Here is a 24,408-nt window from a genome sequence, read left to right as displayed (position 1 = left end):
AATGAGAGTGTAGAAAAAATCATATATGAACAAAAAAGAGAGCGAACCGAATGGAGAGTGTAGAAAAAATCATATATGAACAAAAAAGAGAGCGAACCGAATGGAGAGTGTAGAAAAAATCATATATGAACAAAAAAGAGAGCGAACCGAATGGAGAGTGTAGAAAAAATCATATATGAACAAAAAGTAGAGCGAATCGAATAGAAAGTGTAGAAAAAATTATATATGAACAAAAAAGAGAGCAAACCGAACCAAAAGTGTAAATAAAACTTTCTCGAAGACAAATTTAAAAACATGAAACATTTGTCTTCGAGAAAAAACATTTTATCACGGTGCATGAGTTCGTAAAACCCCCACTTCAAGGTTCGAGTGAAAACGAGGAAGCTAAGTGGGGGATAAACGGACGCTAACGCCCTGATAAGTTTCGCTAACAATCAGTGGGAGTCAAAAACTCGCACTGATTGAAGTCTAACTTTATCTAGATTCTCATTACAAAATCACAACATCCCTAACAATAAGGGTGCTAAGAATGATACGATAATCGCGCTAAGTGTCATGGCTAGCGCGCTAACAGCTCCTTCTAATTCCCCGTATTCTAATGCTTTAGCAGTACCAATCGCATGTGAGGCTGTTCCCATTCCAAGGCCACGAGCGACAGGGTGGTCGATTTGCAATAATTGTAAGATGGCAGGGCCAAACATTCCCCCACTAAAACCGGCTATCATAACAAAAACAGCAGCAAAAGATAGATTTCCGCCAGCTGCATCTGTAATACTTAAGGCAACAGGGGTTGTAACAGATTTTGCTGCGACAGATTGAACAATCCATGATTCAAATCCTAGCCACTTTGCCCCGATAACCCCGGTTACTAATCCAATAACAGAGCCTGTTAAGACACCAATAAAAATGGATCCAGCATATTTTTTTATTAATGGGAGCTGACGGTAAAGTGGTAATGCTAATGATACAACAATTGGTCCGAGAAACAGATCAATCCATTGCCCACCGATCATATACGTATCATAAGAAATATTGCTAATACTTAAGAAAAGAACAAAAAATAAAGTAGTTAAAAAAATCGGTAATGTCAATGGATTAGGATATTTCTGATAGAGTTTCTTTGCTCCAATATAAACAAGAATAGTTGCTATTAGAAAAATAAGTCCTATTAATAAATTATTCATGTGCGTTCGCTTCTTTCTTAAGTAGTAACGATGTAATCAAGCTACTAACCGTAATAATGATTAAGGTACTAAAGATGATGAGTGGTATCATTAAACTCCCTTTACCAACGAAGAAATTTAAGTATTCAACCACTCCAATAGTGACCGGAATAAAGAAGATAGGCATATCTCTCATTAATAAATCAACACCATCACTTATCCATTCTACTCGAATAATCTTTCCTAATAACAACACAAAAAAGAGCATCATTCCGATGATGCTACCTGGGATAAATAGTGAAAAGGCGGATTGAATCGCCTCACCAATGTAATAGAATAAAAATAGCACACTGATCTGTAAGATTATTTTTACGTATTTCATAGCTGAAACCTCCGGTACCATCATACGCCTAGAGGAAGTGGCTATGCAAGTTATTGCACTTTGACAGAACCGATTGTTTCCATATGTGAAGAATAATTTTCCTTCGTTATGACATATAGATCATACCGAAATGCATCCTGATTAATTTTTTGAAAAACACTAGGATATTTTTGATTGCCATGAAGTACAAAAGGGATTTTCAACACTGCTTTTAATGAGCGTGTATTGTTGTGTCTAATTTTCATAAAAATTGCATCCATTTCATATTGATAGAACACTTCTTCAAAAAAGGCATCCTTCGCTAATTTGTTATAGCCTTTCCCAAAATAGGGCTTACCAACCCACGTTGCTAAAAATCCTGTTTTATTTTCTATATCAAATAAATTGATTGTACCGATTGGGTTAAAATATTCATCAACAATGGTACGTGAAATTAGTTCGCCACACTCTTCTGCTTCAATAGTTTGTTTGGTTAAAAAATAAAGTTGATCAACGGAATAAGCTTTGTGTCGTACATAAGGAAACACAGATGGGGCTGACATTAATGAAAATAATGCTGGAGCATCTTGAACATCTCTTCGTTTGAGCATAAAAAATCCCTCCTTCAAGTAGTGGAGGGTGAGAAAAAGACAGAATCATGGCATAGTAGTGCTCTCCCACCCTCGAATTTTTATCAAACTTCAAACAAAAATTCGGGGTGGGAATCGAACCCACTAGAACCAGCATAATTCAAGCTGGTGGCGCACCATTTGCCTTCCCTTCTAATCATGTTACAACAATTTTGTATCACCATATTACACAAAAGAATAGCTAGATGTAAATAGTAAAATAGAAAAAACAAGAGTAAAATGAAGAAAATTTACGTTAACTTAATATAATCAATATAAATAAGTGTTGAAGTCTCACTTTATCGACAAATATGAAGGTTAATCATAGATTTCAGCTAATGCCTCAGTGATCGTTTCATACTGAAATTGATAGCCAAATTGACGGGCTTTTTCTGGTATTACTTTTTGTCCACTAATGATTAGCATACTCATTTCACCAAGAAGTGTACGGAGCAAAAAGCTTGGAATAGCAAACCAATTAGGTCTGTGTAATGTAGTAGCAATCGTCTGTGCTAGCTCTTTATTTTGAACAGGTGTTGGTGCAGTCAGGTTTAGAGCACGATCAATTGAAGGATGGTCAAGGGCATACAGAAACAGTCTGACAACATCTTGAATATGTATCCAAGAAACCCACTGCTTCCCGGAACCAAGTCTACCACCAATAAAAAGGTGAAAAGGTAACGTTATCATTGGTAAAGAACCTTTAGATCCAAGTACGATACCGAGTCGTGCGATAACCGTTCTTACACCATATGATTGTGCTTGTAATGCAGTTTCCTCCCATGCTTTTGTTACTTCGGCAAGAAAGTCATCACCAATTGCTGTAGATTGTTCTGTAAAAGTATTCGTTTCAGATATACCGAAATAGCCAACAGCAGATGCATTAATTAATACATCTGGTTTAGTAGGTAATTTTTCGATTAAATCGATAATAGCGTATGTGGCATTAATGCGACTTTGATAAATTTTGTCTTTTTTCGCTTTAGTCCAATACCCAAATAAGGAATCACCAGCTAGATTAATGATCCCGTCCAATTTCGGAAGTTGCTTTTCTGGTTGATTCCCTTCCTTTAGCCAGCCAATAAACGTAATGTTGTTCGTATTTTGATATTTTTCAGGAGAGCGAGTCAAGATGTAGACCATATCACCGCGAGCAGTCAATGCTCTTGTTAAATGTTGTCCAATGAAGCCTGTGCCTCCTGCTATAGCGATATTCATAGGTGACCCTCCAATCTATTTGCGGAACAAATGTTTGTCTGTTAAACTAAATAAAAGAGGTGATTAGATTGCCCGTCATATCTAAAATAACGACGCAAAAGAAATTAAAACACCGGTATAATGTTTTTTTAACAGAAAATAATCAAGAATACTATGGCTTTAGTGTCAATGAAGACATTCTGATAGACTTTTATCTTCGAAAAGGCTTAGAGCTTACATCTGAAATGATTGAACAGATTCAAGAGAAGGATGAATCTTATAAGGCATATACTCTTTCTGTTAGGTATTTGAGTTATCGGATGCGTGCAGAACAAGAACTTATTGATTATCTAAAAAGAAAAGAAGTCGATGATACGTATATTGATGAAGTGATTGCTCGTTTGAAACGAGAAGGTTTAATTGATGATGCTGCCTTCAGTGAAGCGCTAGTACGAACGAGAATCGAAACTTCAAGTAAAGGACCACTTTTGATAAAAAAAGAGCTTGCCGAGAAGCACATACAACCATCTATTGTGGAACAAGTATTGACTATTTACACATTTGAAAAGCAATACGAAAAGGTGGAGAAATGGGCCAAAAAGAAATTAAGAGCTTCTAGCAAGAAGTCGCTACAACAACAATTAGATAGTATCAAGCAAGCATTGTTACAAAAAGGATTCTCATTTCAAGTAATTGCTGAAGTGTTAAACAATATGGAGTTAGAGCACGACAGTGACGAGGAATATCAAGCAATTGTATTCCAAGGCGAGAAAATCCTAACGAAATACAAGAAGAAAGCTAGTGGTTTTGAATTAAAGCAAAAGGTAAAAGCAGCCTTGTATCGCAAAGGGTTTGCCTCGGACTTAATTGACCGCTTTATTGGCGAAAATCTAGAGTGAGCACTAATTAGCTAGTGCTCACTTTAGATTGAATAAAGTCAATTGCTTCAAATACATCGTCCACAACATGTGCTGCTTGTTGTTGTACCGTTTTTGGTGCTGTACTCATGGCAAAGCTGTGAGGTGTCATGTTAAACATCGGAATATCGTTAAAAGAGTCACCGATAACAGCAATTTCATGCAGCTCAATATGTAAATGCTTTGCTAAGGCAGTTAGCCCTGCTGCTTTGCTTACACCTTTTGGTACGATATCGACACAGCGTGGGTCAGATTGATAGCTTTCACTTACTTCATGAAAAGCTTCATCTATCTGTTTTTGGCTGTTTAAAATATCTTTTTCATCACCAATTAACATATACCTACTTGGCAAAAATTCATCATTATAATCATCTTCAAAGTCCACACCTTCAACAATTGGGAAGTAAGCATAGTCATCCATTGCTTTAATTTCAGGTGTTTTAAAGGAAATATATGCTTCATCAGCTGTTGTAATGCAAAATGGAGTAGTGAATGCACTTACTGCTTTGTGTAATGCTTTACTTGTTGCTACATCAAATGTATTAGCTAAAATGACGTCATTGTTTTTAGTATGTGCGAAAGCACCGTTTTGACTAATTCGATGTGCATCATGCTTTATTTCTTGAGAGATCCTTATAATATCCCTCTCCATTCGGCCTGTCGCAACAGCAAAATCAATCTGTTGTTCGTGTAGGCGACCGATTGCGTCAATATCCTCTTGCTTAATGATATTTCCTCGTTTTAATAATGTTCCATCTAAGTCTGTTGCAAATAATCGAATCAAGCTAGACCATCCTTTAAATATAGAGTTACTTATTATTATACATCGGAATAGCTTGACTAGAAATATATTAAGGTTCGGTTTACGATATTTTTACAAATTCGCTTGTAATGGTAAAATAAATAATAATGAAACATACAATCATAGATGGTGGTGTGGTAATGGAGCGAAGATATAGTACATATACAGTAGAGGAATTACGGGCAGAGGTCGCACAGTTGAAGGAACAGTTACAAAAAGCGGAGCAATGGGGTAATGTGAGTGAATATGAGATATTGCAAAGGAAAATGCAAATGGCTGCTGCTTATCTTGTAAATCCAGGTGATTTCCATAAGGGGGAGCGATATGAATTGGCAGGTGATCCCGGTCAAGGATTTGAGATTTCTTACATCAATGGTGTATTCGCTTGGGGATATCGTTTTAATTTACTTGGTCAAAAGCATGAACAGAAAGAGGCAGTTCCGTTATCAATTTTAGGTAATAAACAAACATAATGTAAGTGAGGGAATAGAGATGCAAGAGGAAATCAAAATATTAGCAGAAGAATTACATGAGAAGAATCCATCTTTAACAATATTGGAAGCTCGAAGTTGGGTAGAACTACTTTGGGAAGATTTCGAATCAACAAGAGCAAAAGCAGGTAGAGAATACGAAGGTGTAGAAGTTACAAAGAAAATTGTTCGTCATTGGATTGAACAATATGGAGATAAGTTAAATGACTTTGCAACAAGATACCCAAAATACCAGCAGCTAATTAACGGTGGAAATAGTCGATTGCATTAAGAAACTGGGACATAATTAAATAGGGAGAATGAGAATCCGAACAATTCTATGCTAAGCGTAGGCAAAATACGTAGACTCCCGCGGAAAGCGAAGTATCTTGCCGAAGCGATGTTTGATCATGTTTCAATGTTCGGATTTTTCCTATCTAATTACTCTTTTGTCCCAGTCTCTTATAGTAAGTGTTATGGTCTTGTTAGACAGTATTCCCTTTTAATTGTAATTTGTCTTGAAGCTTCTGTTCGGAAAATATCCAACCTGTATAAGAATTCATCGTTCGCATGTTATCATCAATCTGTACGACAGCTACAAAAGGGTAATAGCCTTCAGAGCGATAACGCAGGTCAATAAAGCGGACTTCTGTAAAATCATCATACATATTGATTTCCCAATGATAAATGGGAGAAAAGGACAAAAAGGCAGAAATATTTTTATCCTGCAATGCATAGTTCATAAGCGGACTATCAGGAATATTCTGTCTATTGAACTTATCATCAATTTCCACATGACCGTCTTCTACTCTTCCAACAAAATAATGCTGATCGGTAGAGAAGGCAACACGCCAAATGTTCTGTTTAATAGTAGGAGAGGTTGCGATAAACTCTACATGATGAAAGTTCGTATGAATCATTTTTGCGATTTCTCGCTTGTCGAGATAACGTTTAATATAATACAATACAATAATGAAATAAATCATTATCCATGTGTAGCCAGGATTAGCGCCAAGTAGCCATGCAATTATTCCAATAATGTGCAGGCTGAAAATATAAGGATCAAAGGTGCTAATAAATCCATGCGCTACCCATTTTTTTGTGAATGGCCGGTAAGCCTGTGTACCATATGCGTTGAATAAGTCAACGAATACATGGAGACAAACTGCTAAGAATGTCCATAACCATAAATGAAGAAAATTCACGTTTGGAATGAACAAGTAAATAATGGAGGAAATCAAAATACCCCAAAAAATAACAGCTGGAATTGAATGTGTCATACCACGGTGATTTCTAATATAAGTGGCATTGTCGCGTAATTTAAGTACGGTATCAAAATCTGGTGCATGAGAACCAATGATAGCACCCGTCATAACAGCGATAAAAAGAGTGGAATCTTGTTGTACCGCTGGATCTAAAGTAGCAAAGCCCCCTATGGCTATACCCATTGCAATATGAGTACCAGTGTCCATTTCAGCTGCCCCTTTCTTGTTATTAATTCCAAACTTCAGTTTGAATATCAAATTACCTAGCTCTGAACACCGAGAAACCGGGTGTTCTGCGCTTTTCTAATAAGGAAGGAAAGTATAAAATTTGGGTGTTTGTCTACGCGAGCGCCATAAACGGGCGCTTCTGAGCTTTTCTAACTATATTGTACCACGAAGGATGAATAACTATGAAATACGCGTCTACTATTAATATATCCAATTTTCAAAAAGATCTTATCACATGGTTTGAAGAAGAACAAAGAATGTTACCTTGGCGAGAAAATCAAGATCCATATCGAGTATGGGTATCGGAAATTATGCTACAGCAAACAAAAGTTGATACGGTTATCCCGTATTTTAATAATTTCATGGAAAAATTTCCAACAGTAACTGCTTTGGCAGAAGCTCCAGAACAAGATGTACTAAAAGCATGGGAAGGTCTTGGTTACTACTCAAGAGCCCGAAATCTGCAAACTGCTGTTAGAGAAGTGGTGGAACAGTATGATGCCAAAGTGCCAGATGATCCTAAGCAGTTCGGTGACTTAAAAGGTGTTGGACCATATACACAAGGTGCGGTATTGAGTATCGCTTTTGATAAAGCAGAACCAGCTGTTGACGGTAATGTCATGCGTGTTCTATCAAGAGTCTTATTAATTGAAGAAGATATTGCCAAACCTAAAACGAGAAAAACGTTTGAAGCGGCTGTTAGAGAATTAATATCACAGGAAAATCCATCTGCTTTTAATCAAGGTCTAATGGAATTAGGAGCTTTAGTCTGTACACCTACGAAACCGAGTTGTTTGTTATGTCCAGTACAAGAACATTGTATCGCCTATCGTGAAGGTGTGGAGCAAACATTGCCAATCAAGAAGAAAAAAGTGAAGCAATCATTCCGTTCTTATTTTGCCCTTGTTTTAGAAGATGAAGCAGGTAACATTTTACTTGAGCAAAGGCCATCTGAAGGATTGCTAGCACAATTATGGCAATTTCCGATGGTTGATACAAAAGAAGTGGACGAACAACATTTAGCTGCATATATTCAAGAGAAGTTTCAAATAGAAATAGTATCGACAAAGGATTTGGAACCAGTAAAACATGTGTTTTCACATTTAACATGGCATCTTGATGTGAAGTTCATTCGAATAAAAGGTGAACCAACAATATCTAATAATATGGTGAAGTTAACACGACAAGCAATTGAACAATATCCATTACCAGTGTCACACCAAAATATTTATAAACAAATATAACAGAATATGCCTTTGTAAAGGAAAATTAAAAGTTGAAGCTGAAAGTTTTCATCACCTTACCTAAAAACTTTGGATAAAAAATACGAGCATGGGTAAATTAATGTTCGTGGAGGTGATAGTGATGGCTAAGCGTAACAATAACCAAGCAAACCCAAGCAAAACAAATGCTGCTGAAGTGAAGCGTCAAAATCAACAAGCTGCACAGGGACAAGGACAATTTGGTACAGAATTTGCTAGTGAAACAGATGCACAAGAGGTGCGTAAGCAAAACCAACAGTCTCAACAAAACAAAAAATAAGACAATTCTTTAAGAAAAAGCTTGGCTCTCTTTATGGAGGGAGTCAGGCTTTTTATATTGTCCAAATTGTATTGTTTTCAATTACAAATAATTATCGGTATAATTAAATAATACTAAATATATAGAAGGGGAGATACGAATGGATGGCCTAGAACCAGGAAAAACAATCCAAATACAGAGCTATAAACATAATGGTCAGCTCCATCGTGTCTGGGATACAACAACCGTTTTAAAAGGAACGAATAATCGGGTGATTGGAGCAAATGATAAGACACTAGTAACAGAAAGTGATGGACGTACGTGGATTACAAGAGAACCTGCGATTTGCTTTTTTCATGCGAAGTATTGGTTCAATGTAATCGGCATGTTACGTGATGATGGAATCTATTATTACTGCAACATCAGTTCACCATTTGTATTTGAGGATGGTGCGGTGAAGTACATCGATTATGACCTGGACGTAAAAGTATTTCCAGATATGACATATACATTGCTTGATGAAGATGAATATGCTTTACATAAAGAGCAAATGAATTATCCGAAAGTATTAGATAAAATTCTTTGGAACAATGTTGATCATTTGCTCCATTGGGTGAGACAACGTAAGGGTCCATTTTCACCTGAATTTGTTGATCAATGGTATGAATTATATTTAACATATCGTTAAGACAGCTAGAAGAGAGGTGACGAAAACCATTGAATAGTATGAAAAGATATATGCAATTTGTACTTCCGTATAAATGGAAGATCTTAATAACGGTATTGATAGGGATCGTGAAATTCGGTATCCCTCTTTTAATGCCTTTAATCGTTAAATTTGTGATTGATGATATTATTGGCGCGGAAGCATTGACATCAGATCAAAAATTATCGCAATTGTTTTGGTTAATGGGAATTGCTACGATTCTCTTTATCATTTTACGCCCGCCAATTGAATATTACCGTCAATACTTAGCACAGTGGACAGGGAACAAAATACTGTATGATATTCGTCAGCAATTATTTGACCATATTCAGCGATTAAGCTTGAAGTTCTATTCTAAAACGAAAACTGGTGAAATTATATCACGAGTGATTAATGATGTAGAGCAGACTAAAAACTTTGTTATGACAGGTTTAATGAATATTTGGTTAGATATGATTACGATTCTAATTGCAATTGGTATTATGCTTACAATGGATGTATGGTTAACCATTGTTTCGATTGCACTGTTCCCGCTATATGCAATATCTGTGAAAATCTTTTACGGGAAATTACGCGATCTCACAAGAAAGAGATCACAAGCTTTAGCAGAAGTGCAAGGTCACTTGCATGAACGTGTACAAGGAATACCTGTTACTCGGAGTTTTGCATTAGAAGATTATGAAGAGAAAGAATTTGATAAACAAAATCGTAATTTCCTAAAACGAGCGATAGATCATACTTCATGGAATGCAAAAACTTTTGCTGTCATGAATACTATTACAGATGTAGCGCCACTGTTAGTAATCGGTTTTGCTGGATATTTTGCTATTACATCTGATTTAACAGTCGGTACAATTGCTGCTTTTGTTGGGTATATGGATCGTGTTTATAGTCCATTAAGAAGATTAATTAGCTCCTCTACCGTGCTTGTTCAATCCATTGCATCAATGGATCGTGTTTTTGAGTTTATTGATGAAAAATATGATATTCAAGATAAAAAGGATGCAAAGGCCTTGCAAAGTGTGGAAGGTAAAGTAGAATTTGATCAGGTATCTTTCCGTTATGAAGATGATGAGGAAGAAGTCTTAAAGGATATTACCCTTGATGTGAAACAAGGAGAAACGATCGCATTAGTCGGAATGAGTGGTGGCGGTAAATCGACAGTTATTAGTCTAATTCCACGGTTTTATGATGTAACAAGTGGTCGCATATTGATTGATGGGCAAGATATACGAGATGTTCAATCAAGATCTTTACGAGATAAGATAGGAATGGTCTTGCAAGATAACATTCTATTTAGTGAATCAATTGCGATGAATATCCGTATGGGTAATCCTGAAGCTACAGAGGAAGAAGTAATTGCAGCCGCAAAAGCAGCGAATGCCCATCAATTTATTATGGGGTTATCAGATGGTTATCAAACACTAGTTGGAGAACGTGGTGTGAAATTATCTGGTGGACAAAAACAACGTATTGCGATTGCAAGGGTATTTCTAAAAAACCCACCATTATTAATTTTAGATGAGGCAACATCAGCGCTTGACTTAGAAAGTGAGCATCTTATCCAAGAAGCCTTGGAAAAGCTCGCATCTGATCGAACAACCTTTATCGTTGCACACCGATTATCTACGATTACACATGCTGATCGAATTATATTAATTGAAAATGGTGAAATTGTCGAAAAAGGAACACACCATGAGCTCATGCAACAACAAGGCCACTATTATGATTTATATCAAGTACAAGAATTAGATAGTGAATAAGAAAAATCCCGTTCATATGTTGTGGACGGGATTTTTCGTTATCACGGTCTAACGGCGGCTAACTACCTGATAAGTTTTACTTTATCTATCAGGTAATACTTTTGTTCGTTTTTTCTTAAAGTTGAAATCGAGATCTTCATGAAACTTTTGATAGCTAGTTAATATTCGTTGTAAATGTAAAATTTCTTTATGATATTCCATTAATCGTGCAGCTAGTGGTAGTAAGCTAAGACGGTCTTTTTCATCTTGTTCATATACATGTATTAATGTTTCGACAAGGTGTGGAATATCAGGGTCTGTAATATCCTCAATCGGTCTAGTGGTATTTTTCTTAATTTTTCCCATCGCACTTAGTAAAAGACGCTCATGAGAATAAATTAATTTATCCAATTCATCTACTAATACGTGTTGAAATTCTTTTGGAATATTTTCGATTTTTTCATCATATTGATGGAATCCTTCTAATGTTGCTAATGATTTTTTCGATGTGTTAATCATTTGTCTAAAGATGATTAACTTTCGCATTTTGGCCATTCTTGACCTGCGGAAGTAATACTTTTCTTCATTAAATAATAAATACGTATAGTCGATGTGATGCACTTCTGCTTCAATACGGCTAATCTCCGTACGTAGGGCAGGGTCGTCTGATAGATGTCTCGTTGAAATCCGTAACCATTGTAAAATATCTGATGTAACTTGATCGATAGACTTGAATAAGCGCAATTCATAATTAGGTGGTAAAAATACCATATTAACAATGAAAGCAGCTAATATACCTAATGTTAATGCTGAAAATCGTATAACTGCAAAATGAAATAACTCTATGTTTGTTGTTTCCATTACAGCAAGTACCGCGAAAAGTGCTAGGGCAATTGTATTTTCATTTGCTTTAAAATGCATACAAATTGCAAGAATGATAATAACGGTAAACCCAATGACAAATGGGTCATTTCCGAGTCCAAATACAACTAATGCCCCGATACCAACACCAAAGATGTTCGCGTAAATTTGTTCAAGCATCGTTTGAAATGAGCGATATATGTTAGGTTGAATGGCAAAAGCGGCTGCAATACCTGCATAAGTAGCAGCTTCTAAGCCGAGAACATGGGCGACATATATCGCGACAGTAATAGCAAATCCAGTTTTTAAAATACGAGCTCCCAGCTTCATTAAATTCCTCCTTTAGTTATTCCACCAATTTTTTCGCTAAAATTTAAAGTATGAAAAGTGCAACATCGTGAAAAATATATATAGCATTATACACCAGTTGGATGGAAGGGAAAATCATGAAAGATAAAAAATTAGATCTCATCGCACTAGCATCAATACCTATTGTCATGACATTGGGCAACTCTATGTTAATCCCAATTCTCCCGATAATGGAAAAAAAGATAAATATAACATCATTTCAATCAAGTTTGATTATAACGATATATTCTGTTGTTGCAATACTTTTGATTCCATTTGCAGGATACTTATCTGATAAAATTGGCCGAAAAAAAGTAATGATTCCAAGTTTAATTATTACTGGAATTGGCGGACTTATCTCCGCCATTGCTGCATGGAAAATGGAAAACCCCTTTATAATGATTTTAATCGGCCGATTTTTACAAGGAGTAGGTGCATCGGGAGCCTTCCCAGTAGTACTTCCAACTGTTGGTGATATGTTCAAGCAGGAGAAGGAAGTCAGTACAGGGCTGGGTATCATTGAAACATCGAATACATTTGGAAAAGTGTTAAGTCCGATTATTGGAGCAGCACTTGCTATTGTTATTTGGTACTTACCATTTTTGTTTATTCCAATATTTTCAGCTATTTCTATACTGTTAGTTGCTTTCTTTGTTAAACCACCTAAGGATAACAAGGAAAAGAAAGGACAGTCCTTTAGAGAGTTTATTGACATGATCAAGCAAGTATTCAAAAATAATGGGAGATGGCTAGTTAGTACATTTATCATTGGTTGTATTCAGATGTTTGTCTTGTTTGGTTTTTTATTTCATTTTTCCACACTTCTCGAAAAAAATTATCAGATGGAAGGGATTATAAAGGGGCTTATCCTAGCAATCCCATTGTTGTTTTTATGTATGGCATCTTTTATAGCAGGAAAAAAAATTGGTAAGAATAAGGTTGCGATGAAGTGGGTTATTTTTATTGGTAATTGCATTGGGGCTGTTCCACTTCTTTTTATTAAGCCTGATGTAACAATGGTTTATATGTCAATTATGTTGTCTATTGCAGGTATTGGCATCGGTATTTCTTTGCCAGCGCTTGATGCCTTAATCACAGAAGGGATAGAGAAGGATGTTCGCGGAACGGTAACATCTCTTTATAGCAGTATGCGTTTTTTAGGTGTTGCAGCAGGTCCGCCAATAATCGCAATCTTTATTGAAAAAAACCCAGAGTGGATGTATTACTTTTTAGCAGGTTTATGTGCAGTGGCGATGGTTCTCACGTTTATTGCAATTAAACCAAGTCCGAAAGAAAGTGAATAACATAAACGAAACCCGTTTCATTGGATTGAAACGGGTTCTAAAACATGCTTCTCACGGTGCATGAGTCCGTAAACCCCCACTTCAAGGTGTGAGTTAGAACAAGGAAGCTAAGTAGGGGATAAACGGACGCTAATTCCCTGATAAGTTTCGCTAACAATCAGTGGGAGTAAAAAACTCCCACTGATTGAAGTCTCACTTTATTGTTTGGTAGGAATGTTCGTGTGTAACGGAGGGGGGATTAACCAGCCTTTTTCCTTATTCAAGCGTAGCATTTTCGCACCGGCTTGAGCATGATTCATATGGAATTGTCCAAACAGCATAGCAACATCTTCTCTTGTGCTTTGTCCGATAATCGTACTACATGTTACAAGGGATTTGGCGATATTACCTGAGATAGTCATACTAATCTCTGGGTCATTAAACCTTGCTCCTACTGGAATATCTTCTAATGTTGCGTATGAACGCTCAGGAGGAGCTGGTGGTAGTGCAATACCGTTTACTTTTAGTATTTCTTCGATGAGCTCACTTTCTTGTTTGATTTGAGCAATCCCATCTTCTAATTGCTTTCTTACGTCTCCATCACCACAATGGTTCAGAAATGTTTGGTAAGCGGCATAATTACCTTTAGCTGCTAATAAATAGGACCAGATACTTGAAATTTCACCATAGTGTAAAGGTTGTTTTTTTGGATCTCCTGAAAGAATTCCCATCTTAGTCACTCCTTTCTGATTTTCGTACATAGCTATTATTTGTATGATTGTTTGAATCTATACGAGAATAAAACGATTTTGTCGAGAGAAACTATAGGAGGAGGTGTTCAAGATGATTAGCTTTATTGTTAAACTAATAACGATACCAATTGTTGTATTCCTTGCGATGTTTATCACAGACCATGTTGAATATGGAGCAATGTGGCAGCCTTTAGTAATTATCGTTCTTTTGATAGCAAGTGGCTTGGCGTTGGAGTATGCGTTATTGAATAGTCGAACATTATCGATGAGTGTTATCCTTGATGTCATCACAGCATTTGTAATTGTCTACTTGATCTCTAATATGTTTAGAGGTGCATATGTATCATTCGGTGGGGCATTGACGATAACGATTATTTTAGGTATATGTGAATATCTGTTACATCGATTTTTGATTAAATCTGGAAATGTGGATAAAGCAACAGCTTCATAGTGAAAAGTGTTCTTTTCATTAATTAAAAAAGGACAGAGGCTAGCAATGTGCTAACTTCTGTCCTTTTGTCATTATGCCATTTCAGCAAATGCGCGATCAATGCATGTAATGGTTTGTTGAATATCTTCTTCTGTATGTTCAGTTGTTAAGAACCATGCTTCATATTTAGAAGGAGCAAGATTGATTCCTTGTTTTAACATCAGCTTGAAGAATTGGCCGAACTTCTCTCCATCAGAGGCTTCTGCTTGTGCATAATTCGTTACTTTGTCTGATCCGAAATACAATGTTAATGCACCTTTTAGACGGTTAACGGTAATGTCGATCCCGTGTTTCTGTGCGGCTTCAAGCATACCTTTTTCCAGCATCGCTCCTAACTTGTCAAGTTTGTCGTAAACACCTTCTTGTTCTAATACTTCTAAACAAGCGATACCTGCTGACATAGAAGCTGGGTTACCAGCCATTGTCCCTGCTTGATAAGCTGGACCTAATGGTGCAACGTGTTCCATAATTTCTGCTTTTCCACCGTAAGCACCAATTGGAAGGCCACCACCGATAATTTTACCCATTGCTGTCATATCAGGTTCTACACCGACGATTTGTTGAGCGGATCCATATGTGAAACGAAAAGCAGTAATAACTTCATCATAGATAACTAAGGCACCAGCATCATGCGTAAGATCATTTACTTGTTGTAAAAATCCTTCTTCTGGTTCTACAATGCCGAAGTTGCCGACGATTGGTTCTACTAATACGGCAGCAACTTGGTCACCCCAATGATGAAGAGCTTCTTTAAATGCTTCAATATCATTAAAAGGTACAGTAATGACTTCTTGAGCTGTTGCTTTCGTTACACCAGCTGAATCAGGATTACCTAATGTAGATGGACCAGACCCTGCTTGTACAAGTACTGCATCGAAGTGTCCGTGATAACAGCCGGCGAATTTAATAACCTTTTCGCGTCCGGTATAGGCGCGAGCAACACGAACGGTTGTCATCACTGCTTCTGTACCAGAGTTAACAAAGCGGACTTTATCTAATGAAGGAATGGCTGTTTTTAATTTTTGGGCAAATGTATTTTCAAGCTTTGTTGGTGTACCATATAATACGCCATTTTCAGCAGCACGCTTGATTGCTTCTGTAATATGTGGGTGTGCATGACCAGTAATAATCGGACCATATGCAGCTAAATAATCGATGTATTTGTTACCATCCACATCCCAAAAATAGGCACCTTCTCCTTTTTCCATATATACAGGTGAGCCGCCACCGACTCCTTTATAGGCACGAGATGGTGAATTAACACCTCCGACAATATGTTGTTGTGCTTCTTTATGTAAAGCTTCTGATTGGGTAAATTGCATAAAAAAACCTCCGTAATTAAAGTGTAAGATGACCAATAACGGAAATCTCACGGTACTATTATAGCACTTTTAACTACGGAGAGAAAAATAGCTTACATTACCTGTTGTATTTTTCTAATGTATAATCTTCTGATAAAAAAGAAATAAATCGTGTACACCAATAAGTAACAACTAATAAGCATGATACTAGGTAGTAACACAGAAGCTTGCAACATATTTTGTAATGTTTTAAAAGCAAAGCTAGCATGAATGACCGCTAGGACAAAAGGAATGAAAAATAGATAGGCAAGTTGTTTCGTTGCTATTTTTTTCATTTCACTGACTGTTAAACCAATGCGATACAGTGCTTGATATTGCCTGATGTCTTTATCAAGGTCCTGATATAATTTAAAGTAAAGAATGGACCCTGCTGCTAGAAAGAAGAGGATGCTAATAAACATGCCGAAAAATAACGCATAAGCTAACGTATTTCTAAGGAGCAAATAGTCACTAGCCTTATCAGAACTATAAACAATGTCTGTATCAACTTTCTCAACATGTTCATTAATGTATTTTGCGTTAGCTAGCCAATCATCAACAGAAAGAGCTACATAGCGTATATGTTCACTAGGTTCAGCAACAGATGCGAACTGCTCATAGATTTGGTCGCTAACTACAACTGTGTTGCTTACATAAAGATTATAATTAATGATAGAAGGAATAGTTTTGGTTTGTAATGTTTCTGTATGATTCTCAGATTGAAACGTTACCTCCCCGTCAAATGTCTCTGAGAATTCTATCTCAAATGGAAAAGCTAACAGCATTGCCTCATCGGGATCTAACTCATCTGTTTTTTCTTCCTTATTTAAATCTAGCAATGATTGAAAATCGGAATAGGCTAATAGACTTACTGGTCTTTTCCAATTATCAACTGTTAATAATACTTCTGTCATATTAACGGATAATGATTGATAGTCAATTCCTTCTTTCTCAAGTGCTGTTGTTACTTGCTTGATCTCTATATCTGCTTGTTCCATATTGTCCGTACCTTGACTAGAAAAAGAAATGTCTTGCGGTGAGTTAGCTGTTGCTTCTTCCTCGGCACCTTGATAGGTTCCATAAATAACACCAGAAGCAGTAAATGCTACAGCACTTAAAATGGTCACGAAAAACAGTAATCTGGCATGATCCTTTAATTTATAGCTCAATTCAGAAATGGTCAGTAGGTTTGTTTTAGCAAAGAAAAGTCGCTTTTTCTTCTTGAGCAGGTGAATAAATAATACAGAAAACTGTGTATATAATAAGTACGTACCAGGAATAATCAAGGCTAAGATTGGAAACATTTTGGCAGCTATCGACATCATCGTCGCTGTCCAGGCTAAGTAATAAGCTGCAATCACTAAAAGTAGCCCGATCATAGCAAGTATCCAAGAGAATTTCGGTGTTTTCTTTGGTGCTTTCGCGCCTTGAAATAGATGAACGATGGAATTAATTCTTAATGTCGATACAACCAATAAAGAATTCAATTCGAACATAATAAAATAACAAACAAATGTTAATACAAGTGCTTTCCATGAAATATGAAACCCTAATGAATCTTCAAGCCCTAATAGACTAGAGAAGCCCATTATAAATATATTGGCAAAAATGATTCCTATAACCATTCCGGCAATAATCGAAACTAAACCAATAATCGTATTTTCTAAGATTAATAAACGATTGAGCTGTCTTTTGCTAATTCCAAGCGTCATTAAAATACCGTATTCTTTCTTACGAGATTTAATAAACGTACCTGTCGAATAAAGTACAAACAAAAAGGAAAAAACGAAAATAACTACTTCAGCAGCTGTAATGCCAGACTGAACGGTAGCACGAAAATCATAATTCTCAATGGCAGGGTGGAACATAATTACTGCATAAATAAAAAACACCGCAACAGAGAACATACAACTAAAGAAATAGCTAAGGTATTGACGAGCATTCCGCTTTACATTATTAAACGCGAACTGTCTGAAAGTCATCTGTATCTCCCCCTAGCATAGACTGTACATTCAAGATATCTTGGAAAAATGTCTGGCGATTATCTCCTTTGTCGAGCTGGTTAAATATTTTTCCATCTTTAATGAAGAGGATGCGCTCACAGAAACTAGCAGCGAACGGATCATGTGTTACCATTAGTGTTGTCGCTTCTTTCTGATTGTTTAATGTAGCGAGTGCTTCCATCACTTGTTTCGATGATTTAGAGTCCAGATTACCTGTTGGTTCATCAGCAAAAATAATGGCAGGCTCATGAATGATAGCACGTGCAATAGCAGCACGTTGCATTTGTCCACCAGACACTTCAAAGCTACGGTTTGGCAAGATAGTATCAATGCCTAGTTGTTTAGAGACTTGAGCTAGTTTTGCTTCCATCTCGTTTACTTTCCAGCCGTCTAATGTGAGTGGCAACATAATATTTTCGCCAATGGTTAACGTGTCCAATAAATTAAAATCTTGAAAAATAAATCCCATTTCTCGTCGTCTAAACTTGGCGAGCTTGTCTTTAGATAGCTTGGTGATTTCTGTTCCATTAATCATAAGCGATCCTGCTGATAAACGGTCAATCGTCGAGAGCACGTTAAGTAATGTCGTTTTTCCGCTACCTGAAGGTCCCATTACCCCGACAAATTCGCCTTTTTCGATCGATAAGGAAATATGATCAATTGCTTTCTGTTCAATACCTCGTTTGCTTCCATATACTTTTGATATATTTGTCGCTTCTAATACGCTCATTTTCTTGTCATCCTTTCACACAAATGTTTTCTCTGTTACAAATTATAAGCGGAGAGCGGTATAATACCTATTGATTTTTCTTGCAAATATAAAAAGAAACCTTACATTTTTGTAAGATTTCCTTCTAAGAAGAATGGTCAAAACTAATGGTGAGCGTTGTTCCTTTTGTTGGTTCAGATTGGGCATTGATGTTGTGCTCTAGTGCATCGATAATTTGTTTGGCTAGAAACAATCCCATTCCTGTTGATTCTCGATAGTGACGGCCGTTGTCACCTGTGAAAAAAGGGTCGAAAATCCGTCGTATATCTTTCTTTGGTATACCTATCCCGTGGTCTGTTATCTTTAACTCCACGAGATTATCTTGAATAGATGCAAAATATTCGATAGTACTGTTCGTTTCGCTTGCGTATTTAATCGCATTACTCGTGATTTGTTCTAATACGAAACGAAGCCATTTCTGATCAGAATAGATGTATAGCGACTCATCTATTTCTATTTTAGGATAGACACGGTTACGAATAAAGCTTGATTTGAAATCTAGAATAGTTGTATGGACTAATTCTTTTAGTGAGATTTTTTCAATGTGAAAATCACGTTCAAATTGTTGGAGACGTGATTGATATAATACAAGTTGCAGGCCATGCTTTAATCGATCGAGTTCCTCATCCATGTTTTGCTTTAGTGAAGCTGGAAGGTTATGTTGTTCCTTTTCTAATGTTAAACGCATGACGGATAGTGGTGTTTTCATCTGATGAACCCATTGCTGCATAAAGATATTTTCTTGCCTTTTTTCAGCTTGAAGTTGATCTACCTGCTCTTTATAACGACTATATTGCTTCTCATATTGTTCCTTTAATTGTGTAGTGAGGTAATCAGGTGTATCTGGAAGCCAGGCAGATTCTTGTGATTGCTCAATCCTATAACGATAGAGTTCTCGATATTTTGTGTAACGAAAGGCATGATAAATAATAAGTAAGAAGGTAACAACGAGAAAAATATATAGTATATCTGTTTTATCAAAGCCAATATTGCCAAATTGGTTAGTGAGGTATGTAATGAAGATTACCAATCCAACTTGTATATAGAGAAAGATAATCGAACTTAATTGATCTTTGAGATATCCTTTCATCGTCATCACTTCCAAACTTTTTCTAATTTATACCCTACGCCACGTATGGTCGTTAAAGCATTTTTAATCCCTAAATCAGTTAATTTCTTTCGCAATCTTGTCATATTGACACTTAATGTATTATCATCCACAAAATCTTGATCATCCCAAAGCTGTTCCAGAAGAAATTCGCGGGATACGATATGTTCCGCATGCTTCAAAAGTGCTTGAGCTAATAAACATTCCTTCTTCGTTAATAGACACTGTTTGTCGCCAAAAGCTAAGATGAATGTAGAGGTATTAAGTTGAAGTCCATTTACATCAATGAGATTCACCTGTTTATCTGAACGATATTCCCCGTATACTCTGCGCATCAAACTTTTGATTTTGGCTAAAATCACTTCTAATTCAAATGGTTTGGTTATGTAATCATCTGCCCCGTTCTCAATCGCCATGACCTGATCCATTCCACTGTCACGTGCAGATATAAAGATGATAGGACAATTACTAACTGTACGAATTTTACGGCACCAATAAAAACCATCAAATCTCGGCAGATTAATATCTAATAAAACAAGCTGTGGCTGAAAATCTAGGAATTCTTCTTGAATTTGATCAAAATCATTCACAACAGCAACTTGATAGTCATATTTTTGCAAGAAGTCCGCTAATATATCACGAATCTTAGGGTCATCTTCGACAATATAAATACGTCTCATTCGTCATCACTCCTATCCTTCTATCGTATACTAAATATAGGAAAACATAAAGGGAGACTTAATCTAAAGGGGGTATGTCATGGTTGCAGTCATCTCGATTGTATTGATTGTCTTTTTATTAATGGGAAGTTTATACGCTTTTATATTCGGTAAGGCACATCAACGTAGTTATTTTTCTTATGAAATCTTTTATACATTACTTGTTGTCTATTTTACGGTGCTCACGTCATTTGCCAGTTTATATTTTGTTTTATCTTTTGAGGGAGTATTGTTATTGGATGATGGAAAGTTAGAGGAATTGCCGCTCTTTGAAACATTAAGCCATTCCTTTTATTTTAGCGGGGTTACGTTGATGACGGTTGGCTATGGTGATATAACACCGATCGGGTGGGGAAGATTATTAGCACTTGTTGAGTCATTAATTGGTTACATTTTGCCACCTGCTTTTTTCCTGAAAATCTGGCAAGGTAAAGGGGAACGTAATGTATATTAGTTGAGACTTAACGTCATTTCATATACGCTTGAAGTAATCATGATTGATGGAGGGATTGTAACCATGACAGTTGAAGTTGGACAAGTAGTAAAAGATTTTGCATTAACGAATAACAAAGGAGAGCAAGTAAAACTCTCTGACTATAAAGGAAAAAATGTTGTACTTTACTTTTATCCGAAAGACAATACACCGGGATGTACGACAGAAGCTTGTGATTTCCGTGATAATCACGAAAGTTTCAAGGACGTAGATGCCGTAATTCTAGGCGTAAGTCCAGACTCAGCAGAAAGTCATAAGAAATTCATTGAAAAACATGAACTACCTTTTGAATTACTTGTAGATGAAGAGAAAGAAGTAGCGGAGCAGTTTGGTGTATGGCAGTTAAAAAATAAATTCGGTAAAGAGTATATGGGAATTGTTCGTTCTACTTTCATTATTGATAAAGAAGGCGTACTTCAAAAAGAATTCCGTAATGTACAAGTAAAAGGGCATGTAGAAGAAGCATTGAATTATATTAAAGAAGAAATGTAATGATAAAGTGCAGGCATATATATGCTTGCACTTTTTTACATTATTTTAACGTTCGCGTTGAGCTTGATAATTAACGGGAGTCTACAACTTTCGCTGATTGCTGGAGTATAAGCATAAAAATAGTCGTAACTCGTATACTTATATTGACAGACCAAGCATATAGGGAGTACACTAATTGTAAGAATTATAAAGTAATAATTGTATTAATACTGGTGCTATTGTAGGATAGTACAAATATACACATTCTTTAATAATATAATTTGTGGGAGAAAGTGAGGTGCATGACGGTGTCAGAACATATGCTACAAGAAGCAGTTGAAAAATTAAAATCTTCAGGCGTTCGAATCACACCACAACGTCATGCGGTGTTGGAATTTTTATTGAAAGCAGAAACTCACCCTACTGCTGATGACATTTATAAAGCTTTGGAAGGAAAATTTCCTAATATGAGTGTTGCAACAGTTTATAACAATCTACGAGTATTTCGTGAAATTGGCTTGGTTCGTGAATTAACATATGGTGATTCATCAAGTCGTTTTGATTGTAACACGTCTAATCATTATCATATGATTTGTGAAAATTGTGGGAAAATCGTTGACTTTCACTACCCGAGTCTTGACGAAGTAGAAGCATTAGCAGAACAAGTAACAGGGTTTGAAGTAACCCATCACCGAATGGAAGTATACGGTGTTTGCCAGGAATGCAAGAAAGAGAAAAACCAAATTGTATAAGAAAACAAAAAAACGTCGCTATTATGAGCGACGTTTTTTCTTTGAATTATAACGTTCATCAAATTCTTTTCCTTCAAGTGATTTGTCTAATGTGAGAGGTTGTTTGCAATGCATGCAAGCATCAACTCGTCCAAGCATCTTAGTAGGCTTATCGCAACTTGGACATATAATAGGTACCGCTCGAGTTGAAAGCATACCAATCCAAAAATAGACGACACAACTAAAGATGATTGCTAGCGTTCCCAAGATTATGAACACAAGCATGAGCCAACCGATATTTCTAAAGAGTAAGCCGACATACATAATGATAAAACCAATAAAAATTAATGATAAAGCAAAAGTTCTAATCCTATTTATCTTACTTTTGTATGTAATATCTGCCATAGAGCTTCCCCCAAGACCTTATGTTATTTTGGTTGTAGTATAGCATAATTATGATAAAAAAGCTTGTGACCTATCCATAACTATATAATAATTGTTTATATGTCATACTTAATGGGTAAAAAAATAGAAAGCAAAAAATAAAAAACGAAAAAGGGATTAGCATATTTTTATCGAATTATTTAAGTATGAATGGATAGAGGGGGAAATCAAGTGGAGGATATTTTGCGTCCTATTTATCAAGAAAGGGCTAGTAACCGAAACACAATGGGCATACTTGTAATGGAGAAAAAGAAAGAAATAAGCCCAGAGACAGACAATTTTGATTCAATTTTATTAGTGGTAGTTAAAGACTTAGAGGAAAAGTGGATTGTGAAACATTATGAATTCAAAGAGCAGTCTGCTGCATTACATGTTATTGATCGTGATTTATTAGAAGAGTGGATCGAACAAAGTACATACAGACGAGCGGTAGAATGGATCATTGATGGTAAGATTATTTATGATCGTAACGAGTACCTTGCAGAGTTAAAAGAAACATTAAGAGTGTTTCCGAGTGAAAGTAGAAAATTACGATTAATGATTGAGTTTTCGAAGTTAACAAGAAGTTATGCGGAATCGCGTGATCTTTTTGAATCAGGAAATTACTTAGATGCATATAGTAGATTGCTACGCTCTTTACATTACTTAGGTAGAATAACTATTTTAGATAAAGGTTATTATCCAGAGGTATTAGTATGGAATCAGATTAAGCGAATTGATCCAGAAGTATATAAACTATATGAAGAATTAGTAAGAAGTACGGAAGAAATGAATAAACGAGTAGAATTAATGTTAATTGCCATTGACTTTGCTATCAATCAACGAGCGGAAATTTGTGCGGAGCATTTGTTAGAAATAATGAAGACAAGAGAAACGCCATGGGGCTTTGGAGAATTAAAAACACATCCAGATGTTATGCCTTATATGTATGACCTTGTTAGTGTTGTCGATTATTTAATTTCTAAAGATATGATAGAAGTAGTATTAGAAGAAACGAAGAGTGAACTGATTCGTCATCGAAAATATCAAATTGCAAGAAAGTAGGAGTCGCTATGCTCCTGCTTTTTTAATTACCTTGAAGACGTCCGTAGTATTCCGCTTCAACATTCACGTAATAAAAAAGAAAAAATAGGGAGATAATCGAATGATACTTGCCTAGTAAGTTCCGCTAATTGAAGTCTCACTTTATTGAATAGCACATTTGTGAGGTAGGCGCATATACTGCTGATGGCGGTACAGAAATAAGGTTTGTATAATAAAATAAAAAAATATATAAAAAGTTGTTGACTATTTGTTAAGTATCATGATATATTATTAAACGTCGCTGAAACAGCGGATGAAAAAACAACATATCACAACAACAAACGAAAAAATAATTTCAAAAAAGTTGTTGACATCGAAACAACAGGATGTTATGATATAAAAGCTGTCGCAAAAAAAGACAGCAACATTGAACTTTGAAAACTGAACAAAACAACCAGTATGAATTTAAACATGAAACATGCTAGCTTATAGAAGTGAGCATAAGTCAACTTTATTGAGAGTTTGATCTTGGCTCAGGACGAACGCTGGCGGCGTGCCTAATACATGCAAGT

General features: G+C 36.1%; 26 protein-coding genes, 1 rRNA gene and 1 pseudogene. 14 read left to right on the top strand and 14 right to left on the bottom strand.

Annotated elements, in window-relative coordinates; genetic code table 11:
- Positions 1–497: 497 nt before the first annotated feature.
- The 4 genes from SH601_RS17030 to SH601_RS17015 all read right to left on the bottom strand — a co-directional run bounded on the left by SH601_RS17030 (position 498) and on the right by SH601_RS17015 (position 3,371).
- Positions 498–1,184 (bottom strand): LrgB family protein, encoded by a 687-nt coding sequence (locus SH601_RS17030; RefSeq protein ID WP_319959542.1) that lies wholly within the window; start codon positions 1,182–1,184, stop codon positions 498–500.
- On the bottom strand, positions 1,177–1,545 hold the full coding sequence (locus SH601_RS17025) for a CidA/LrgA family protein (protein WP_319959541.1): 369 nt from the start codon (positions 1,543–1,545) through the stop codon (positions 1,177–1,179). The genes SH601_RS17030 and SH601_RS17025 overlap by 8 nt, the downstream gene beginning before the upstream one ends.
- A gap of 50 nt (positions 1,546–1,595) precedes the next feature.
- Positions 1,596–2,135 carry a GNAT family N-acetyltransferase gene (locus SH601_RS17020; RefSeq protein WP_319959540.1) on the bottom strand — a complete coding sequence of 180 codons (540 nt, stop codon included), beginning with the start codon at positions 2,133–2,135 and terminating at the stop codon, positions 1,596–1,598.
- A 336-nt stretch (positions 2,136–2,471) separates the two neighbouring features.
- Complete coding sequence (locus SH601_RS17015) at positions 2,472–3,371, bottom strand: TIGR01777 family oxidoreductase (protein ID WP_319959539.1); 900 nt, start codon at positions 3,369–3,371, stop codon at positions 2,472–2,474.
- Positions 3,372–3,430: 59 nt separating this feature from the next.
- Here SH601_RS17015 and recX point away from each other — a divergent pair, with 59 nt between their 5' ends.
- Positions 3,431–4,249, top strand: a complete 819-nt coding sequence (gene recX / locus SH601_RS17010) for a recombination regulator RecX (RefSeq protein ID WP_319959538.1) — start codon at positions 3,431–3,433, stop codon at positions 4,247–4,249.
- Positions 4,250–4,256: 7 nt separating this feature from the next.
- Here the strand turns inward: recX and SH601_RS17005 are convergent, their stop codons facing one another.
- On the bottom strand, positions 4,257–5,051 hold the full coding sequence (locus SH601_RS17005) for an HAD family hydrolase (RefSeq protein WP_319959537.1): 795 nt from the start codon (positions 5,049–5,051) through the stop codon (positions 4,257–4,259).
- 158 nt (positions 5,052–5,209) lie between these two features.
- On the opposite strand from SH601_RS17005, the gene SH601_RS17000 reads away from it, so the two are divergent.
- Positions 5,210–5,542 carry a YfhH family protein gene (locus SH601_RS17000; RefSeq protein ID WP_319959536.1) on the top strand — a complete coding sequence of 111 codons (333 nt, stop codon included), beginning with the start codon at positions 5,210–5,212 and terminating at the stop codon, positions 5,540–5,542.
- A gap of 19 nt (positions 5,543–5,561) precedes the next feature.
- On the top strand, positions 5,562–5,831 hold the full coding sequence (locus SH601_RS16995) for a YfhJ family protein (protein WP_319959535.1): 270 nt from the start codon (positions 5,562–5,564) through the stop codon (positions 5,829–5,831).
- A 193-nt stretch (positions 5,832–6,024) separates the two neighbouring features.
- Here the strand turns inward: SH601_RS16995 and SH601_RS16990 are convergent, their stop codons facing one another.
- Entirely contained in the window at positions 6,025–7,011 is a 987-nt protein-coding gene (locus SH601_RS16990) for a metal-dependent hydrolase (protein WP_319959534.1), read from the bottom strand.
- Between the two features lie 203 nt (positions 7,012–7,214).
- On the opposite strand from SH601_RS16990, the gene mutY reads away from it, so the two are divergent.
- The 4 genes and pseudogenes from mutY to SH601_RS16970 all read left to right on the top strand — a co-directional run bounded on the left by mutY (position 7,215) and on the right by SH601_RS16970 (position 11,022).
- Positions 7,215–8,276, top strand: coding sequence for an A/G-specific adenine glycosylase (mutY, locus tag SH601_RS16985; RefSeq protein WP_319959533.1), 1,062 nt, complete (start codon positions 7,215–7,217; stop codon positions 8,274–8,276).
- 121 nt (positions 8,277–8,397) lie between these two features.
- Positions 8,398–8,556: pseudogene (locus SH601_RS16980) on the top strand (gamma-type small acid-soluble spore protein); the annotation flags it as partial.
- A 157-nt stretch (positions 8,557–8,713) separates the two neighbouring features.
- Entirely contained in the window at positions 8,714–9,241 is a 528-nt protein-coding gene (gene ntdP, locus SH601_RS16975) for a nucleoside tri-diphosphate phosphatase (RefSeq protein ID WP_319959532.1), read from the top strand.
- Positions 9,242–9,270: 29 nt separating this feature from the next.
- Positions 9,271–11,022: an ABC transporter ATP-binding protein gene (locus tag SH601_RS16970; RefSeq protein WP_319959531.1), complete on the top strand. Its 1,752-nt coding sequence runs from the start codon at positions 9,271–9,273 to the stop codon at positions 11,020–11,022.
- An 81-nt stretch (positions 11,023–11,103) separates the two neighbouring features.
- Here the strand turns inward: SH601_RS16970 and SH601_RS16965 are convergent, their stop codons facing one another.
- On the bottom strand, positions 11,104–12,192 hold the full coding sequence (locus SH601_RS16965) for an FUSC family protein (protein WP_319959530.1): 1,089 nt from the start codon (positions 12,190–12,192) through the stop codon (positions 11,104–11,106).
- Between the two features lie 116 nt (positions 12,193–12,308).
- On the opposite strand from SH601_RS16965, the gene bcbE reads away from it, so the two are divergent.
- Positions 12,309–13,514, top strand: a complete 1,206-nt coding sequence (bcbE, locus tag SH601_RS16960) for a bacillibactin exporter BcbE (RefSeq protein WP_319959529.1) — start codon at positions 12,309–12,311, stop codon at positions 13,512–13,514.
- 197 nt (positions 13,515–13,711) lie between these two features.
- Here bcbE and SH601_RS16955 read toward each other — a convergent pair whose 3' ends face one another.
- Complete coding sequence (locus SH601_RS16955) at positions 13,712–14,224, bottom strand: DUF3231 family protein (protein ID WP_319959528.1); 513 nt, start codon at positions 14,222–14,224, stop codon at positions 13,712–13,714.
- A 112-nt stretch (positions 14,225–14,336) separates the two neighbouring features.
- Between SH601_RS16955 and SH601_RS16950 the strand changes: the two genes are divergently transcribed.
- Positions 14,337–14,696, top strand: a complete 360-nt coding sequence (locus SH601_RS16950) for a DUF2512 family protein (RefSeq protein ID WP_319959527.1) — start codon at positions 14,337–14,339, stop codon at positions 14,694–14,696.
- Positions 14,697–14,767: 71 nt separating this feature from the next.
- Here the strand turns inward: SH601_RS16950 and SH601_RS16945 are convergent, their stop codons facing one another.
- The 5 genes from SH601_RS16945 to SH601_RS16925 form a co-directional block, all read right to left on the bottom strand.
- The gene (locus SH601_RS16945) at positions 14,768–16,057 is read right to left on the bottom strand and encodes a glutamate-1-semialdehyde 2,1-aminomutase (RefSeq protein ID WP_319959526.1); all 1,290 of its coding nucleotides are present in this window, start codon (positions 16,055–16,057) and stop codon (positions 14,768–14,770) included.
- 92 nt (positions 16,058–16,149) lie between these two features.
- A complete protein-coding gene (locus SH601_RS16940) occupies positions 16,150–18,057 on the bottom strand; it encodes an ABC transporter permease (RefSeq protein ID WP_319959525.1) in 1,908 nt (635 codons plus the stop codon).
- Entirely contained in the window at positions 18,032–18,808 is a 777-nt protein-coding gene (locus SH601_RS16935; RefSeq protein WP_319959524.1) for an ABC transporter ATP-binding protein, read from the bottom strand. The genes SH601_RS16940 and SH601_RS16935 overlap by 26 nt, the downstream gene beginning before the upstream one ends.
- A 124-nt stretch (positions 18,809–18,932) precedes the next feature.
- Entirely contained in the window at positions 18,933–19,937 is a 1,005-nt protein-coding gene (locus SH601_RS16930; protein ID WP_319959523.1) for a sensor histidine kinase, read from the bottom strand.
- A gap of 5 nt (positions 19,938–19,942) precedes the next feature.
- The gene (locus SH601_RS16925; protein WP_319959522.1) at positions 19,943–20,635 is read right to left on the bottom strand and encodes a response regulator transcription factor; all 693 of its coding nucleotides are present in this window, start codon (positions 20,633–20,635) and stop codon (positions 19,943–19,945) included.
- A gap of 79 nt (positions 20,636–20,714) precedes the next feature.
- Here SH601_RS16925 and SH601_RS16920 point away from each other — a divergent pair, with 79 nt between their 5' ends.
- The 3 genes from SH601_RS16920 to perR all read left to right on the top strand — a co-directional run bounded on the left by SH601_RS16920 (position 20,715) and on the right by perR (position 22,390).
- Positions 20,715–21,128, top strand: coding sequence for an ion channel (locus tag SH601_RS16920; protein WP_319959521.1), 414 nt, complete (start codon positions 20,715–20,717; stop codon positions 21,126–21,128).
- A 63-nt stretch (positions 21,129–21,191) separates the two neighbouring features.
- Positions 21,192–21,659, top strand: coding sequence for a thioredoxin-dependent thiol peroxidase (gene bcp / locus SH601_RS16915; protein ID WP_319959520.1), 468 nt, complete (start codon positions 21,192–21,194; stop codon positions 21,657–21,659).
- Positions 21,660–21,940: 281 nt separating this feature from the next.
- Positions 21,941–22,390, top strand: coding sequence for a peroxide-responsive transcriptional repressor PerR (gene perR / locus SH601_RS16910; protein WP_413775142.1), 450 nt, complete (start codon positions 21,941–21,943; stop codon positions 22,388–22,390).
- Positions 22,391–22,411: 21 nt separating this feature from the next.
- Here the strand turns inward: perR and SH601_RS16905 are convergent, their stop codons facing one another.
- Positions 22,412–22,774, bottom strand: a complete 363-nt coding sequence (locus SH601_RS16905; RefSeq protein WP_319959518.1) for a YgzB family protein — start codon at positions 22,772–22,774, stop codon at positions 22,412–22,414.
- Positions 22,775–22,984: 210 nt separating this feature from the next.
- Here SH601_RS16905 and SH601_RS16900 point away from each other — a divergent pair, with 210 nt between their 5' ends.
- Together SH601_RS16900 and SH601_RS16895 are read left to right on the top strand one after the other, a co-directional pair.
- Positions 22,985–23,857: a nucleotidyltransferase-like protein gene (locus tag SH601_RS16900; RefSeq protein WP_319959517.1), complete on the top strand. Its 873-nt coding sequence runs from the start codon at positions 22,985–22,987 to the stop codon at positions 23,855–23,857.
- Between the two features lie 489 nt (positions 23,858–24,346).
- Positions 24,347–24,408, top strand: a 16S ribosomal RNA gene (locus SH601_RS16895); the annotation flags it as partial.

This window comes from Gracilibacillus pellucidus, assembly GCF_033949965.1.
Lineage (GTDB): Bacteria > Bacillota > Bacilli > Bacillales > Amphibacillaceae > Gracilibacillus > Gracilibacillus pellucidus.
Note: the sequence above shows the minus strand (reverse complement) of the source record. Positions and strands in the feature narration are given on the sequence as shown.

Coding starts and splice junctions, on each gene's coding strand:
- SH601_RS17030 (WP_319959542.1), bottom strand. CDS start 1,184: ATGAATAATTTATTAATAGGACTTATTTTTCTAATAGCAACTATTCTT.
- SH601_RS17025 (WP_319959541.1), bottom strand. CDS start 1,545: ATGAAATACGTAAAAATAATCTTACAGATCAGTGTGCTATTTTTATTC.
- SH601_RS17020 (WP_319959540.1), bottom strand. CDS start 2,135: ATGCTCAAACGAAGAGATGTTCAAGATGCTCCAGCATTATTTTCATTA.
- SH601_RS17015 (WP_319959539.1), bottom strand. CDS start 3,371: ATGAATATCGCTATAGCAGGAGGCACAGGCTTCATTGGACAACATTTA.
- SH601_RS17000 (WP_319959536.1), top strand. CDS start 5,210: ATGGAGCGAAGATATAGTACATATACAGTAGAGGAATTACGGGCAGAG.
- SH601_RS16995 (WP_319959535.1), top strand. CDS start 5,562: ATGCAAGAGGAAATCAAAATATTAGCAGAAGAATTACATGAGAAGAAT.
- SH601_RS16990 (WP_319959534.1), bottom strand. CDS start 7,011: ATGGACACTGGTACTCATATTGCAATGGGTATAGCCATAGGGGGCTTT.
- mutY (WP_319959533.1), top strand. CDS start 7,215: ATGAAATACGCGTCTACTATTAATATATCCAATTTTCAAAAAGATCTT.
- ntdP (WP_319959532.1), top strand. CDS start 8,714: ATGGATGGCCTAGAACCAGGAAAAACAATCCAAATACAGAGCTATAAA.
- SH601_RS16965 (WP_319959530.1), bottom strand. CDS start 12,192: ATGAAGCTGGGAGCTCGTATTTTAAAAACTGGATTTGCTATTACTGTC.
- bcbE (WP_319959529.1), top strand. CDS start 12,309: ATGAAAGATAAAAAATTAGATCTCATCGCACTAGCATCAATACCTATT.
- SH601_RS16955 (WP_319959528.1), bottom strand. CDS start 14,224: ATGGGAATTCTTTCAGGAGATCCAAAAAAACAACCTTTACACTATGGT.
- SH601_RS16950 (WP_319959527.1), top strand. CDS start 14,337: ATGATTAGCTTTATTGTTAAACTAATAACGATACCAATTGTTGTATTC.
- SH601_RS16945 (WP_319959526.1), bottom strand. CDS start 16,057: ATGCAATTTACCCAATCAGAAGCTTTACATAAAGAAGCACAACAACAT.
- SH601_RS16940 (WP_319959525.1), bottom strand. CDS start 18,057: ATGACTTTCAGACAGTTCGCGTTTAATAATGTAAAGCGGAATGCTCGT.
- SH601_RS16935 (WP_319959524.1), bottom strand. CDS start 18,808: ATGAGCGTATTAGAAGCGACAAATATATCAAAAGTATATGGAAGCAAA.
- SH601_RS16930 (WP_319959523.1), bottom strand. CDS start 19,937: ATGAAAGGATATCTCAAAGATCAATTAAGTTCGATTATCTTTCTCTAT.
- SH601_RS16925 (WP_319959522.1), bottom strand. CDS start 20,635: ATGAGACGTATTTATATTGTCGAAGATGACCCTAAGATTCGTGATATA.
- SH601_RS16920 (WP_319959521.1), top strand. CDS start 20,715: ATGGTTGCAGTCATCTCGATTGTATTGATTGTCTTTTTATTAATGGGA.
- bcp (WP_319959520.1), top strand. CDS start 21,192: ATGACAGTTGAAGTTGGACAAGTAGTAAAAGATTTTGCATTAACGAAT.
- perR (WP_413775142.1), top strand. CDS start 21,941: ATGACGGTGTCAGAACATATGCTACAAGAAGCAGTTGAAAAATTAAAA.
- SH601_RS16905 (WP_319959518.1), bottom strand. CDS start 22,774: ATGGCAGATATTACATACAAAAGTAAGATAAATAGGATTAGAACTTTT.